At 58.9% G+C, this 13586-nt stretch carries 11 protein-coding genes; 5 read left to right on the plus strand and 6 right to left on the minus strand.

Features of this window, described 5'->3' with window-relative positions; all coding sequences use genetic code 11:
• The first annotated feature begins 112 nt into the window (after window positions 1–112).
• Window positions 113–1852, plus strand: coding sequence for an arginine--tRNA ligase (gene argS, locus JQR87_RS17415; protein WP_407294726.1), 1740 nt, complete (start codon window positions 113–115; stop codon window positions 1850–1852).
• Window positions 1853–2512, plus strand: coding sequence for an SPOR domain-containing protein (locus JQR87_RS17420; protein WP_407294724.1), 660 nt, complete (start codon window positions 1853–1855; stop codon window positions 2510–2512).
• A gap of 78 nt (window positions 2513–2590) precedes the next feature.
• Here JQR87_RS17420 and JQR87_RS17425 read toward each other — a convergent pair whose 3' ends face one another.
• From JQR87_RS17425 to trxA, 4 genes are all read right to left on the minus strand, one after another.
• Window positions 2591–3565, minus strand: coding sequence for a CDP-6-deoxy-delta-3,4-glucoseen reductase (locus JQR87_RS17425; protein ID WP_407294722.1), 975 nt, complete (start codon window positions 3563–3565; stop codon window positions 2591–2593).
• 34 nt (window positions 3566–3599) lie between these two features.
• Window positions 3600–5066 carry a 4-hydroxy-3-polyprenylbenzoate decarboxylase gene (gene ubiD / locus JQR87_RS17430; protein WP_407294720.1) on the minus strand — a complete coding sequence of 489 codons (1467 nt, stop codon included), beginning with the start codon at window positions 5064–5066 and terminating at the stop codon, window positions 3600–3602.
• 121 nt (window positions 5067–5187) lie between these two features.
• Window positions 5188–6447 (minus strand): transcription termination factor Rho, encoded by a 1260-nt coding sequence (gene rho, locus JQR87_RS17435; RefSeq protein WP_217477408.1) that lies wholly within the window; start codon window positions 6445–6447, stop codon window positions 5188–5190.
• Window positions 6448–6676: 229 nt separating this feature from the next.
• Window positions 6677–7003 carry a thioredoxin TrxA gene (gene trxA / locus JQR87_RS17440; protein WP_407294718.1) on the minus strand — a complete coding sequence of 109 codons (327 nt, stop codon included), beginning with the start codon at window positions 7001–7003 and terminating at the stop codon, window positions 6677–6679.
• 201 nt (window positions 7004–7204) lie between these two features.
• On the opposite strand from trxA, the gene ppx reads away from it, so the two are divergent.
• Window positions 7205–8707 (plus strand): exopolyphosphatase, encoded by a 1503-nt coding sequence (gene ppx / locus JQR87_RS17445; protein WP_407294716.1) that lies wholly within the window; start codon window positions 7205–7207, stop codon window positions 8705–8707.
• A gap of 45 nt (window positions 8708–8752) precedes the next feature.
• Here the strand turns inward: ppx and ppk1 are convergent, their stop codons facing one another.
• Both ppk1 and hemB read right to left on the minus strand, forming a co-directional pair.
• Window positions 8753–10954 (minus strand): polyphosphate kinase 1, encoded by a 2202-nt coding sequence (ppk1, locus tag JQR87_RS17450; protein ID WP_407294714.1) that lies wholly within the window; start codon window positions 10952–10954, stop codon window positions 8753–8755.
• 19 nt (window positions 10955–10973) lie between these two features.
• Window positions 10974–11987, minus strand: a complete 1014-nt coding sequence (hemB, locus tag JQR87_RS17455) for a porphobilinogen synthase (protein WP_407294712.1) — start codon at window positions 11985–11987, stop codon at window positions 10974–10976.
• A 307-nt stretch (window positions 11988–12294) separates the two neighbouring features.
• On the opposite strand from hemB, the gene elbB reads away from it, so the two are divergent.
• On the plus strand, window positions 12295–12960 hold the full coding sequence (gene elbB, locus JQR87_RS17460; protein ID WP_407294711.1) for an isoprenoid biosynthesis glyoxalase ElbB: 666 nt from the start codon (window positions 12295–12297) through the stop codon (window positions 12958–12960).
• Between the two features lie 154 nt (window positions 12961–13114).
• Window positions 13115–13585: a thioesterase family protein gene (locus tag JQR87_RS17465; protein ID WP_407294709.1), complete on the plus strand. Its 471-nt coding sequence runs from the start codon at window positions 13115–13117 to the stop codon at window positions 13583–13585.
• The last annotated feature ends 1 nt before the right edge of the window (window position 13586 follow it).

Raw genomic sequence — 13586 nt, forward strand, 5'->3', positions numbered from 1 at the left:
GCCAGCCATCTCATACCCGCCGTAACTAAGCGCCTTAAGCCTTGAAGGTTTTCCCCTCGGGCACTGATAATGCGTAGTTTTCGACCAAAGCCTCCGGCCGACCGAGCACATCATGAAAGACAGCATTCGCCACCTGATCCAGCAAGCCTTGGCACGCCTCACAGCAGAAGGCGTGCTGCCGGAAGGATCGAACCCGACCATCCAGGTGGAGAACACCCGCGACAAGACCCACGGGGACTTCGCAAGCAACATCGCCATGATGCTGGCAAAGCCTGCTGGGATGAAGCCTCGAGACCTGGCGCAGAAGCTGATCGAGGCGCTGCCCGCAGACCCAAGCGTCAGCAAGGTGGAGATCGCAGGCCCTGGCTTTCTGAACTTCTTCCAGAACAGCGCCGCGCTGGCTCAGCGCCTTGACACCGCGCTTGCCGATCCGCATTTGTGTGTCAACAAGGCAGGTCCAAGCCAGCGCGTCGTTATTGACCTGTCCTCGCCCAACCTGGCCAAGGAAATGCACGTTGGCCACCTGCGCTCGACCATTATTGGCGACGCTGTGGCGCGTGTATTGGAGTTTCTGGGCGATGAAGTAATCCGACAGAACCACGTCGGCGACTGGGGGACACAGTTCGGCATGCTGCTGGCTTATCTGGAAGAGAATCCAGCTGCAGCTGAAACCGAGCTGTCCGATCTTGAGCAGTTCTACCGAGCCGCCAAGCAACGTTTCGATGAGTCCAGTGAGTTTGCCGACCGGGCCCGCGAACTGGTGGTCAAACTGCAGGCCGGGAACGCTGACTGCCTGCGCCTCTGGACGCGCTTTAACGAGATCTCGCTGTCGCACTGCCAGAAGGTCTACGACCGCCTCAATGTCAAACTCACCCCCGCAGACGTAAAAGGCGAAAGTGCTTATAACGCCGAGCTAGGCGATATCGTCGCATCGCTGCAGGCGCAGGGGCTACTGAGCGAGAGCAATGGCGCGCAATGCGTGTTTCTCGATGAGTTCAAGAATGCCGAGGGCAACCCATTACCTGTGATTGTCCAGAAAGCCGGCGGTGGCTACCTGTACGCCACCACCGATTTGGCGTCGATGCGCTATCGCAGCCAGCAGTTGGGCGCTGACCGGGCGCTGTACTTCGTTGACCAGCGTCAGGCGCTGCATTTCCAGATGGCCTTCGAGGTCGCGCGCCGAGCCGGCTTCGTCGCCCCCGACATGCAGCTTGAGCACATGGGCTTCGGCACCATGAACGGCGCTGATGGCCGACCGTTCAAAACACGCGACGGCGGCACAGTGAAGCTGGTCGACCTGCTCGATGAAGCGGAGCTGCGCGCCTATGAACTGGTGAAAGGCAAGAACCCGGAGCTCGACGAGACCGAGCTGAGGCGAATTGCTAGAGCGGTCGGTATTGGTGCAGTCAAGTACGCCGACCTGTCCAAGCACCGCACCAGCGATTACAGCTTCAACTTCGAGCAGATGCTGAGTTTCGAAGGCAACACGGCCCCTTACCTCCTGTATGCCTACACCCGTGTCGCCAGCATATTCCGCAAGCTCGGCGCAAAGATGGACGAATTGCCAGGATCGATTCACTTGGAGGCCGAACAAGAGCAGGCCCTCGGTGCCAAGTTGGCGCAGTTCGCGGAGGTGCTCAACAGCGTCGGCGAAAAAGGCGTCCCGCATCTGCTGTGCACTTATCTATATGACCTGGCGGGCCTGTTCTCGAGTTTCTACGAGCATTGCCCGATCCTCTCGGCTGAAAACGAAACAGTGAAGCAGAGCCGCTTGAAGCTGGCGGCCCTCACCGGGAAGACCCTTAAACAGGGGCTGGAACTGCTAGGCCTGGAAACGCTGGAGCGGATGTAAGTGGCTGCCAAGAAGAAACCCGCCCCCAAACGTGGTGCGAGCCGCTACCAGGCGCCGGCCAAACGGCCTGTTCCGGGCTGGGTCTGGCTTGTTTGCGGGCTAGTCATCGGCGGCTTCATCGTGTTTCTGATGAACCTCGAGCCCGGCGGAGACGAGATCAAGCGCGCCAAGGACGCGCCCAAACCAAAGGAGCAGCCAAGGCGCTCCCCAACCGCTACGGACCAGCCGGTAAAGCCTAAGTACGACTTCTATACGTTGCTTCCGGAATCGGAAGTGATCGTGCCGCCGGAAGCACCACAACCAGAGCCGCCCAAGCCGGTGACACCGGAAGAGGCCGCCAAGATTGACGCCGCACGTGCCGAGGCAGCTCTGAACGGCCAAGTCCCGCCGCCTCCGCCTACGGTCGCCAAAGCGCCGGTCACCCAGTTCTTCTTGCAAGCTGGCTCGTTCCGCAAGCAGCCCGAAGCAGAAAGGGTCAGGGCGCAAATCATCCTGCTAGGCCAGGACGTACGTGTCGAAAACGTTACCGTGCGCGATGAGGACTGGTATCGCGTCCTGGTTGGCCCGTTTGCCAATCGGGAGCAACTGGGCCAGGCCCAGAAAACGCTATCGGCAAGCGGCTATAACAACCTGCTCCTACAGCAACGCCAGGCACGGTGAGCCGCGCCTGGCCCGACGGCAGAGTAGTGACAGGGGGCCGGCACACGGCTTCCTGGAGAATTATCGGTAAAGCCAGGCTCAGCCAACATCCCGCGGTGCATAGGCAAACACATCCGCTCGCATCTGCCTGGCGTCCATTCCCGCCTCCACTAACGCATCCAGCGTGCCGTAGATCATCGCTGGCGAACCGCTGGCATAGACATGAACAGGGCTGAGATCGGTAAAGTCTTCGCACACTGCTTCATGCAACATGCCGCATCGCCCTTGCCAGCCGCAGATGTCACTTACGATCTGATGAAGGTACAGGTTCGGCATCTGCTGCCACTCCTGCCAATGCCGCAACTGATAGAAGTCCTCAGGCCGACGAACTCCCCAGTAGAGATGAACTGGATGGGCAAAGCCTTCGGCCCGGCAATGCTCGATCAGACTTTGCATCTGAGCCATACCAGTGCCGGCAGCGATCAGCACCAGCGGCCCCGCCGGCAGTTCGGCAAGGTGGGTATCGCCGAACGGCATCTGCACACGGGCTGTCCCTGCGCGCCGGATGTGCTCGAGCAGATCCATCACCGATGGCTCGCGCGCCAGCACATGCAATTCCAGCTCGCGCCCGCTTGCTGGTGCGGAAGCAAGCGAAAAAGCCCCGTACTCGCCGTCTGCCCGCTCCAGCAGCAGATACTGCCCGGCGTGGTACCGCGGGGGTCTCCCAGCTGGAGCACGCAGCAACAGGCGAAACACGCCACCGCCAACATCTTCGCAGCTGATTAGCTGACAACTGAGTGTGCGCACCGGGCACTCACCCGGTGCGAGCACGCCATCCCACAGCAGAACACAATCCTCCTCAGGCTCGGCCATACAGGCAAACACCTCGCCGTGGTTATGGCTTTCGCCGCGCTGGCGCACCCGGCCGTCAACCAGCAGCGAGGCGCATATCAGGCAGTTGCCGTTGCGGCATGCCTGGGGGCAGTCATAGCCCAACCGGCGTGCAGCGTCGAGAATCAGCTCTCCACGCTCGACATCAAGGACCGCGCCGGACGGCTGTAGAGTTACTTTCATCAATGCAACACCTGAATGTGTACGAGGCAGGTCATCAGTCGATGCCCAGCTCGGCCCAGAGTTCGTCGACCCGGCGCTTGACCGCTGCATCCTGGACGATGGCACGCCCCCATTCACGACTGGTCTCACCAGGCCATTTATGGGTCGCATCAAGCCCCATCTTGCTTCCCAGACCAGATACTGGAGAAGCGAAATCGAGGTAATCAATAGGCGTGTTTTCGATCAGCACCGTGTCCCGTTTTGGGTCCATACGCGTAGTGATCGCCCAGATGACGTCATTCCAATCTCGCGCGTTGATGTCATCATCGGTCACTATCACGAACTTCGTATACATGAACTGCCGCAGGAAGCTCCATACGCCCAACATCACGCGCTTGGCGTGCCCTGGGTACTGCTTTTTCATGGTTACGACAGCCATGCGATAAGAGCACCCTTCGGGAGGCAGATAGAAGTCAGTGATTTCGGGAAACTGTTTTTGCAGGATCGGGACGAACACTTCATTGAGGGCAACACCAAGGATAGCCGGCTCATCTGGCGGCCGGCCGGTATAGGTGCTGTGGTAGATCGCATCGCGACGGCGGGTGATGCGCTCGACGGTAAACACGGGAAACCGATCGACTTCGTTGTAGTAGCCGGTGTGATCGCCATACGGCCCTTCGTCGGCCATCTCGCCAGGCTGGATGTAGCCTTCAAGGACAATTTCCGCGCCTGCCGGCACGTGCAGGTCACTGCCGCGGCATTTGACCAGCTCAGTGCGGCTGCCCCGCAGTAAACCGGCAAATGCATACTCGGACAACGAATCCGGTACAGGTGTAACCGCGCCGAGTATCGTTGCCGGATCGGCCCCGAGCGCTACCGCCACCGGATAAGGTCGATCAGGGTATTTCTCGCACCACTCGCGGAAATCCAGCGCACCGCCACGATGACTGAGCCAGCGCATGATCACCTTGTTACGGCCGATCACTTGCTGTCGATAAATCCCCAGATTTTGTCGCTCTTTATTCGGGCCTTTTGTGATTGTCAGACCCCAGGTTATCAGTGGTCCGGCATCGCCCGGCCAGCAGGTCTGAACCGGCAAGGTGGATAGATCGACATCGTCGCCCTCGATCACCACTTCCTGGCAGGCCGCTTCCTTGAGCACCTTTGGTGCCATGCTGATGACTTTTTTGTAAATCGGCAGCTTGCTCCAGGCGTCTTTCAGCCCCTTCGGGGGCTCCGGCTCCTTTAGGAGGGCTAGCAGCTTGCCAATCTCACGTAGCTCGGAAACATCTTCGGCGCCCATCCCCAGAGCGACACGCTTGGGCGTGCCAAACAAGTTGCCGAGCACCGGCATATCGAAACCAGTCGGGTTCTCGAAGAGCAGTGCTGGGCCCTGCTTGCGCAAGGTGCGGTCGCAGATCTCGGTCATTTCCAGCACTGGTGAAACGGCTGTCGATACGCGCTTGAGTTCACCGCGCTGTTCCAGGCCTCGGATAAAGTCGCGCAAATCACCATACTGCATGCTTGAGCCTCGCAGGATCGGCAGGTTTCGGGGCAAAAGTGTAGCGTTCGCGCATGCCGATTCAAAACCTGCAGATATAAAAAGGCCGGGTTTCCCCGGCCTTGGTAGCAACAACCAGACCTTACTTGCGCTTCATCGACATGAAGAATTCGTCGTTGGTCTTGGTGTCCTTGAGCTTGTCGAGCAGGAACTCGATCGCAGCGGTTTCGTCCATTGGATGCAGCAGCTTGCGCAGAATCCAGATGCGTTGCAGCTCTTCTTCGCTGGTCAGCAGCTCTTCGCGGCGAGTACCCGAACGGTTGATGTTGATGGCCGGGAATACGCGCTTTTCCGCGATACGGCGATCGAGTTGGAGCTCAAGGTTACCGGTGCCCTTGAATTCCTCGTAGATCACCTCGTCCATCTTCGAACCGGTTTCCACCAGTGCGGTAGCAAGGATGGTCAGGCTTCCGCCTTCTTCGATGTTCCGTGCGGCACCGAAGAAACGCTTTGGCTTTTCCAGGGCATGGGCGTCGACACCACCGGTCAGCACCTTGCCGGAACTCGGTATCACGGTGTTGTAGGCACGCGCCAGACGGGTGATGGAATCGAGCAGGATGACCACGTCCTTCTTGTGCTCGACCAGACGCTTGGCCTTCTCGATCACCATTTCAGCGACCTGCACGTGGCGAGTCGGCGGCTCGTCGAATGTCGAGGCGACCACTTCACCACGTACGGTGCGCTGCATTTCTGTCACTTCCTCCGGGCGCTCGTCGATCAGCAGAACGATGAGGTGGCACTCGGGGTTGTTACGCGTGATGTTGCTGGCGATGTTCTGCAGCATGATCGTCTTGCCCGCTTTTGGCGGCGCGACGATCAGACCACGCTGACCCTTGCCGATAGGGGCGCAAAGGTCGATCACACGGCCGGTCAAGTCTTCGGTGGAGCCGTTCCCGGCCTCCATCGTCAGGCGCTGGTTCGGGAACAGCGGCGTCAGGTTCTCGAACAGGATCTTGCTCTTGGCGTTCTCCGGTCGATCGAAGTTGATCGTGTCGACCTTGAGCAGCGCAAAATAACGCTCGCCTTCTTTCGGCGGCCGGATCTTGCCGACAATGGTGTCACCGGTGCGCAGATTGAAGCGGCGGATCTGGCTCGGCGAGACGTAGATGTCGTCTGGCCCGGCGAGATAGGACGAATCCGCGGAGCGCAGGAAGCCGAAGCCATCCTGCAGGATCTCCAGCACGCCATCACCGGAAATTTCCTCGCCGCTTTTCGCGTGCTTTTTCAGCAGGGAGAAAATCACGTCCTGCTTGCGCGAACGGGCCATGTTGTCGATGCCCATCTGCTCGGCCATTTCCAGCAGTTCGGTGATGGGCTTTTGCTTAAGTTCGGTCAGATTCATAGAAAGAGTCAGAAGGGGTGAAGAAAGCGATTAGCTTGAGAAGCCGCGCAGCAAGAGACGAACAGGTTCGTTGTGCTTTGTGAGGCTGAAGTGCGTCGGCGACGGCATGCAGAGGGCGACGGAGAAGCGTCGCAAGGCCGAATTTAGCACTGTGCAGGCGAAGCGTCCACCCTGCCGTTATAAAAAAGCCCCCGCGTTTAGCGAGGGCTTTCGATGTCAGCTGCCAGAATCAGATATTGCTGTCTAGGAACGCGGCCAGCTGCGACTTGGACAGGGCGCCCACCTTGGTCGCCTCAACGTTGCCGTTCTTGAACAACATCAGAGTCGGGATACCACGCACACCGTACTTTGGCGGCGTCTCCTGGTTCTCATCGATGTTCAGCTTGCAGACCTTGAGTCTACCTTCGTATTCCTTGGCGATCTCATCGAGCACCGGAGCGATCATCTTGCATGGGCCGCACCACTCAGCCCAGTAGTCGACCAGAACGTGGCCATCAGCCTGGAGCACGTCCTGCTCGAAGCTGCTGTCGCTGACATTGTTGATGTATTCGCTCATGGAGTTTCTCCAGGGTCAAAACAGAAGTGACGCCATCATAGCCCGGCTCGGTCAGGATCGAAAGTCGCAGCCGGTCACTTGGTTAATAGGCGATGTACTCAGCGTTGGGCTCGACCGGTAGGCAACCTTGACGCAGTGTTGCGCGTTGGCGGATGTCGACGATCATGTCAGGATGTCCGGGTTTTGCACAGAGACTGCCCCATGCGCCCACTAGCCGCCGAACCCTTTCCGATGATCGCCGCCCTCGATCTCGGCTCGAACAGCTTTCACATGGTGCTGGCCCGCACCAGCAACGGCGAGATGCGCATACTCGAGCGACTCGGCGAAAAGGTCCAATTGGCCGCCGGTATCGATGAGAACAGGCAGCTCGACGATGATGCGATGCAACGCGGCCTCGACTGCCTTCGCCGCTTTGCTCAACTGGTAAATCATCTGCCACAGGGCGCGGTGCGCGTGGTGGGCACAAATGCCCTGCGTGAAGCGCGCAATCGAGCTCAATTCATCCGGCAAGCTGAAACCATCATCAATCATCAGGTAGAGGTGATATCCGGGCGCGAAGAAGCACGGCTTATCTACCTGGGCGTGTCGCATACCTTCCCGACCTCTACCGGCAAGCGGCTTGTAGTTGATATTGGTGGAGGCAGCACCGAATTCATCATCGGCGAAGGTTTCGATTCGCTGTTACGAGAAAGCCTGCAGATGGGCTGCGTAAGTTTTACTCAACGATTTTTCCAGGATGGCAAGATTACGCCGGCCCGTTACGCTCAAGCCTACACCGCCGCCAGACTTGAGCTGATGAGCATCGAGCACGGCCTGCGCCGCCTCGGCTGGCAGGATGCGGTGGGCGCTTCCGGTACCATTCGCGCTGTAGGCCTGGCGATCAAGAGCGCCGGACTGAGCAATGGAGACGTTACCGCCGAAGGCATTGGCTGGCTTAAGCGCAAGCTGTTCAAGCTGGGCGACGTAGAAAAGCTGGACATGGATGGTGTTAAGCCGGACCGCAAGGGGATCTTTCCCGCAGGTCTCGCCATTGTCGAAGCGATATTCGACGCGCTGGAACTCACCAGCATGGCGCACTCTGAGGGCGCACTTCGTGAAGGCGTGCTGTACGACCTGATCGGCAGACACCATCAGGAAGACATCCGCGACCGCACCCTCAATTTCCTGATGGAGCGCTATCACGTTGACACTGAGCAGGCAGCCCGCGTTGAAAGCAAGGCACTTGAGGCTTTCGATCAGGTCGCCAAGGACTGGGCATTGGATGAAGAATGGCTGCGGGAACTGCTCAGCTGGGCGGCACGGATTCACGAGGTCGGGCTGGACATCGCGCATTACCACTACCACAAGCACGGCGCCTACCTGATCGAACACTCTGACCTGCCCGGCTTCTCACGGCAGGATCAGCAGATGCTGGCGCTGCTCGTTCGGGGCCACCGCCGCAACATACCCAAGCAGAAATTCGAGGAACTGAGCGAGGAAGGCGTGAAGCTGACTCGGCTCTGCGTGCTGCTGCGCTTCGCCATCCTGTTCCACCACATCCGTGGCCCACAACAAGCACCCGTGTTTCAGCTCAAGGCGGGCGACAACAGCCTAGACGTGGCCTTCCCAGAAGGCTGGCTGAACGAGAACCCGTTGACCCAGGCCGATTTCGCTCTAGAAGCTGAATGGTTGAAGCGAATCGACTTTACGCTGACAGTACGGTAAGCCCCGCGTATCGGCGGGCTTATTGCCCGCCTTCCGCTTGACCCCTTATCGAGCGATCGGACTGCCGAGCCGCTCTAAAAGAGTGTTCTGCACGTTCCGAGCGTTCTGATTACCACTCGGGCTGTTTCGCAGGTAACTGCCATCGGGCTGCAGGATCCAACTCTGCGTGTTGTCGGTCAGGAAGCCTTCAAGCTCCTTTTTCACGCGGGTCACCAGCTTCTTACCCTCAACTGGGAAACAGGTCTCGACCCTGCGATCCAGATTGCGCTCCATCCAGTCAGCGCTGGATAGGTAGAGCTTTTCGTCACCGCCGTTAAGGAAATAGAACACGCGACTGTGCTCAAGGAAGCGACCGATGATCGAGCGCACCTGAATGTTATGAGACACCCCGACGATTCCCGGCCGCAGACAACACATGCCGCGCACGATCAGGTCGATGCGAACACCAGTCTGGCTGGCTTTATATAGCGCACGGATCATTTTGGCGTCGGTCAGTGAATTGACCTTGAGGATGATGTGTGCGGGCTTGCCTTCGCTGGCGTGCAGGGTTTCCTGCGCGATCATATCGAGCAGCGCTTTTTTAAGCGTGAACGGCGCATGCAGCAGCTTTTTCATGCGCATCGTCTTACCCATGCCGATCAGCTGACTGAACAGCTTGGAGACATCTTCGCAGAGCGCGTCGTCCGAGGTCAGCAAGCTGTAATCGGTATACAGCCGAGCGTTACCGGCGTGGTAGTTGCCCGTCCCCAGATGAGCGTAGCGCCGCAGCTCACCGTTCTCGCGTCGCAGAATCAGCATCATCTTGGCGTGAGTCTTGTAGCCCACTACGCCATAGATGACCACCGCGCCGGCCTGCTGAAGGCGACTCGCCAGTTGAAGGTTGGACTCTTCATCAAATCGCGCACGCAGCTCGATAACCGCAGTGACCTCCTTGCCGTTACGCGCCGCCTCAACCAACGCATCGACGATTTCAGAATTCGCACCAGAGCGGTATAGCGTTTGTTTGACCGCCAGTACGCACGGGTCTTTCGCCGCCTCGCGAAGGAGGTCGACTACTGGCGTAAACGACTCGTAAGGGTGAAGCAAGAGGATGTCCTGCTTGCCGACCACGCTGAAAATGTTTTCGCTGTTCTGCAGCAGCTTAGGGATTGCCGGCGTGAACGGCATGTACTGAAGTTCGGGGTGGCTATCCAGACCGGTAATGCTGAACAGCCTGGTCAGGTTGACCGGGCCGTTGACGCGATACAGCTCGCTTTCGCTCAGATTGAACTGCTTGAGCAGGAAGTCGGCCAGATGCTTTGGACAGGTGTCGACCACTTCCAGCCTTACGGCATCGCCATAGCGTCGCGAGATCAGCTCCCCGCGCAATGCCCGAGCCAAGTCGTCGACATCCTCGGTATCGACCGAGAGGTCAGCGTTACGCGTGAGACGGAACTGATAGCAACCCTTGACCTTCATGCCGTGAAACAGATCATCGGCGTGTGCGTGGATCATCGAAGACAGGAAGACATGATTGGCTCCAGGCCCGCCCACTTCTTCGGGCACGCGGATTACCCGTGGCAACAGGCGTGGCGCAGGAATAATCGCCAAACCGGAGTCGCGCCCGAACGCATCGATGCCTTCCAGCTCGACGATGAAGTTGAGGCTTTTGTTGACCAACAACGGGAACGGGTGGGTTGGATCCAAACCGATCGGCGTAATGATCGGCGCAATTTCGTCTCGGAAAAAACGGCGCACCCAGGTCTTGATCTTCGCTGTCCAGTGACGGCGCCGAACGAAGCGCACCTGATGCGTGGCCAATTCCGGCAGCAGGATTTCGTTCAGGATCGAATATTGCCGATTGACCTGATCGTGGACCAATTCGGAAATCCGGGCGAGTGCCTGGTGCGGCTGCAAGCCGTCGGCACCGGCCTGCTCGCGGGCGAAGGTAACCTGCTTCTTCAACCCGGCGACACGAATCTCGAAAAACTCGTCGAGGTTGCTGGAGAAAATCAATAGAAACTTCAGCCGCTCAAGCAACGGATAGGATTCATCCAGCGCCTGTTCCAATACGCGGATATTGAACTGCAGCTGCGACAGCTCCCGGTGGATGTAGAGGCTATTGTCGTCCAAGTTCGGCGGCGGTACCGGTGGTGCTGGCGCTTCTTCTATCTTTTCCAACTCGGCCGGTGGGGCCATCTCCTCGAGGGGCTGCGCCTCGACTGGGGCAAGCTGCAAGTCGCTTTCGCTGAGTCCCTGATTGGTCATCGGTCTGCCTCGGAAGGGCTTATCGCCCCTGCTTCAATTGTTGTGCCGCCTGCTTGGCGAAGTAAGTGAGAATGCCATCGGCACCGGCGCGTTTGAAGGCCACCAGCGACTCGAGTATCACCGCGTCACTCAACCAACCGTTCTGGATCGCTGCCATGTGCATCGCGTATTCGCCGCTTACTTGATAGACGAAGGTCGGCACTCGGTAGGCATCTTTAACGCGCCAGAGAATGTCCAGATAGGGCATGCCCGGCTTGACCATAACCATGTCGGCGCCTTCGGAAAGGTCAGCACCGACCTCGTGTAACGCCTCGTCCCCGTTTGCCGGGTCCATTTGGTAAGTGTTCTTGCTGCCCTTACCCAGATTTGCAGCCGAGCCCACCGCATCGCGGAACGGCCCGTAGTAGGCACTGGCGTACTTGGCCGAGTAGGCCATGATCCGCACGTTGTGGTGATCGGCCACTTCAAGCGCTTCGCGAATGGCCTGGATTCGGCCGTCCATCATGTCCGATGGCGCAACGACCTGAGCGCCCGCCTCCGCGTGGGACAGGGCCTGGCGAACCAGCGCATCGACCGTGACGTCGTTTTGTACGTAGCCCTGTTCGTCGAGGATGCCGTCCTGACCATGAGTCGTGAAAGGATCCAGTGCGACATCGGTGATGATGCCGAGGTCAGGGAACCGCTCCCGCAGTGCACGGGTGGCGCGCTGAGCGATGCCGTCGGGATTCCATGCTTCCGCTGCGTCGAGAGATTTCTTCTCCAGCGGGGTGACGGGGAATAGCGCCAATGCCGGAATGCCTAATGTCACAAGCTCAGCGGCCTCTTCCAGCAACAGGTCGATGGAAAGCCGCTCGACGCCAGGCATGGATGGCACCTGCTCACGACGATTCTCACCATCAAGCACAAACACCGGCAGGATCAGATCGTCGACGCTCAGAACACTTTCGCGAACCAGCCGTCGGGAAAAATCATCGCGGCGGTTACGGCGCAGGCGAGTGGCTGGAAACAACCGGTTGGCAGGCACGAAACTCACTACAGACTCCTAGCCCGCAGCACGGGCGAATATGACGGTTATAAGCCGGGCACATGACGATTTGATGACAAACCATTCTGTTCGGCAGGTAAGCTGGATCCATTGTCGCCACCGAGGTCAGCCTCTGCCAGTGCTTTGATCAATTACCGTCGGGCTGAAGCTCACCCGCTAGAGCCTGTGCATAGCGAACGCCGACCGTGCCGACTGATCCAATGAGCAGGACGTGGGCTTATCTGCAACCGAAGCACGCATTAGCATTCAATCCATCGCCCGGTGACCATCGGGCTGTTGATACTCAGGAGTAGCTATGAACAAGAAAGTCGCCGTGATCCTCTCCGGCTGTGGCGTCTACGATGGATCCGAAATCTACGAAAGCGTAATCACCCTGTTGCGCCTGGACCAGCGTGGCGCCAAGGTGCAGTGCTTCGCGCCTAACATCGCGCAAATGCATGTGATCAACCACCTTACCGGAGAGGAAATGCCTGAAAGCCGTAACGTTCTCACCGAGTCCGCACGCCTGGCGCGTGGGGAGATCAAGGACTTGCGTGACGCCCGTGCGGATGATTTCGATGCCCTTATCATGCCGGGCGGTTTCGGCGCGGCAAAAAACCTGTCGGACTTCGCCAGCCAAGGCGCCGCCTGCCACATCCTGCCAGACGTGCTCGAGTTGGCACAGGCATTCGCCAAATCTGCGAAACCGGTAGGCATGATGTGCATCGCACCGACCATGGCTGCACAGATCTTCGGCTCCGGAGTCATCTGTACGCTAGGCCATGATGAGGATCCGGCGGCGGTGGCGTCACGCGAAATGGGCGCTGAACACGAAGCCTGTGAGGTCGGTGACATCGTCGAGGATCCGAAGCACAAACTGGTCACGACCCCCGCCTATATGCTTGCGCAGTCTATCAGCGAGGCTGCAGGCGGTATCTACAAGCTGGTCGACCGCGTGTTGGAGCTGACGAACGCCAGCTAATGTGATGCCAGCACAACCCAGCCCTGATGGAAGCCGCAGAGCTGGGCGCGTTGCATGGCTAAACCGCCAATCCTACCGGCTCTCGTGCCTCAACACTGGCGGAGGCAGACAAGGTTCGGCAGCTTGATCCGAACTGCCAAGCAAGCGAGCCCCAATGAACACTCACGACATCGACAGCACCGACGGACAGCAACAAGCCGTCCGTCAACTCTTCGACCGCATCCCTTTCAATAACTACCTCGGCATCGAGTTCGACGAGGTCTCCCGTGAGCGGATCGTCATGCATCTGCCGATGAAACAGGAATTGGTCGGCAACTACGTCCACGGCATCCTGCACGGGGGTGTGATTGCCTCTCTGCTCGACGTCGCAGGAGGCGCCATGGCCATGATCAGCTCGCTCGACAAGCATCAGCACCTGACGGCTGAGGAGCGTGCGCTGCGACTGTCTCGGCTCGGCACGATCGATCTTCGTATCGATTACCTCAGACCTGGCCGGGGCCAGCGTTTCAGCGCAAGCGCAACACTCCTGCGCTCCGGCAACAAGGTCGCCGTGGTTCGCTCTGAACTGCACAATGATGAAGGCGTACTGGTCGCAGTCGGTACCGGTACTTACTTATGCGGCTAAG

The organism is Stutzerimonas stutzeri (assembly GCF_051028275.1).
GTDB classification, from domain to species: Bacteria; Pseudomonadota; Gammaproteobacteria; order Pseudomonadales; family Pseudomonadaceae; genus Stutzerimonas; species Stutzerimonas stutzeri_AS.

Coding starts and splice junctions, on each gene's coding strand:
- argS (WP_407294726.1), top strand. CDS start 113: ATGAAAGACAGCATTCGCCACCTGATCCAGCAAGCCTTGGCACGCCTC.
- JQR87_RS17425 (WP_407294722.1), bottom strand. CDS start 3,565: ATGAAAGTAACTCTACAGCCGTCCGGCGCGGTCCTTGATGTCGAGCGT.
- ubiD (WP_407294720.1), bottom strand. CDS start 5,066: ATGCAGTATGGTGATTTGCGCGACTTTATCCGAGGCCTGGAACAGCGC.
- rho (WP_217477408.1), bottom strand. CDS start 6,447: ATGAATCTGACCGAACTTAAGCAAAAGCCCATCACCGAACTGCTGGAA.
- trxA (WP_407294718.1), bottom strand. CDS start 7,003: ATGAGCGAATACATCAACAATGTCAGCGACAGCAGCTTCGAGCAGGAC.
- ppx (WP_407294716.1), top strand. CDS start 7,205: ATGCGCCCACTAGCCGCCGAACCCTTTCCGATGATCGCCGCCCTCGAT.
- ppk1 (WP_407294714.1), bottom strand. CDS start 10,954: ATGACCAATCAGGGACTCAGCGAAAGCGACTTGCAGCTTGCCCCAGTC.
- elbB (WP_407294711.1), top strand. CDS start 12,295: ATGAACAAGAAAGTCGCCGTGATCCTCTCCGGCTGTGGCGTCTACGAT.
- JQR87_RS17465 (WP_407294709.1), top strand. CDS start 13,115: ATGAACACTCACGACATCGACAGCACCGACGGACAGCAACAAGCCGTC.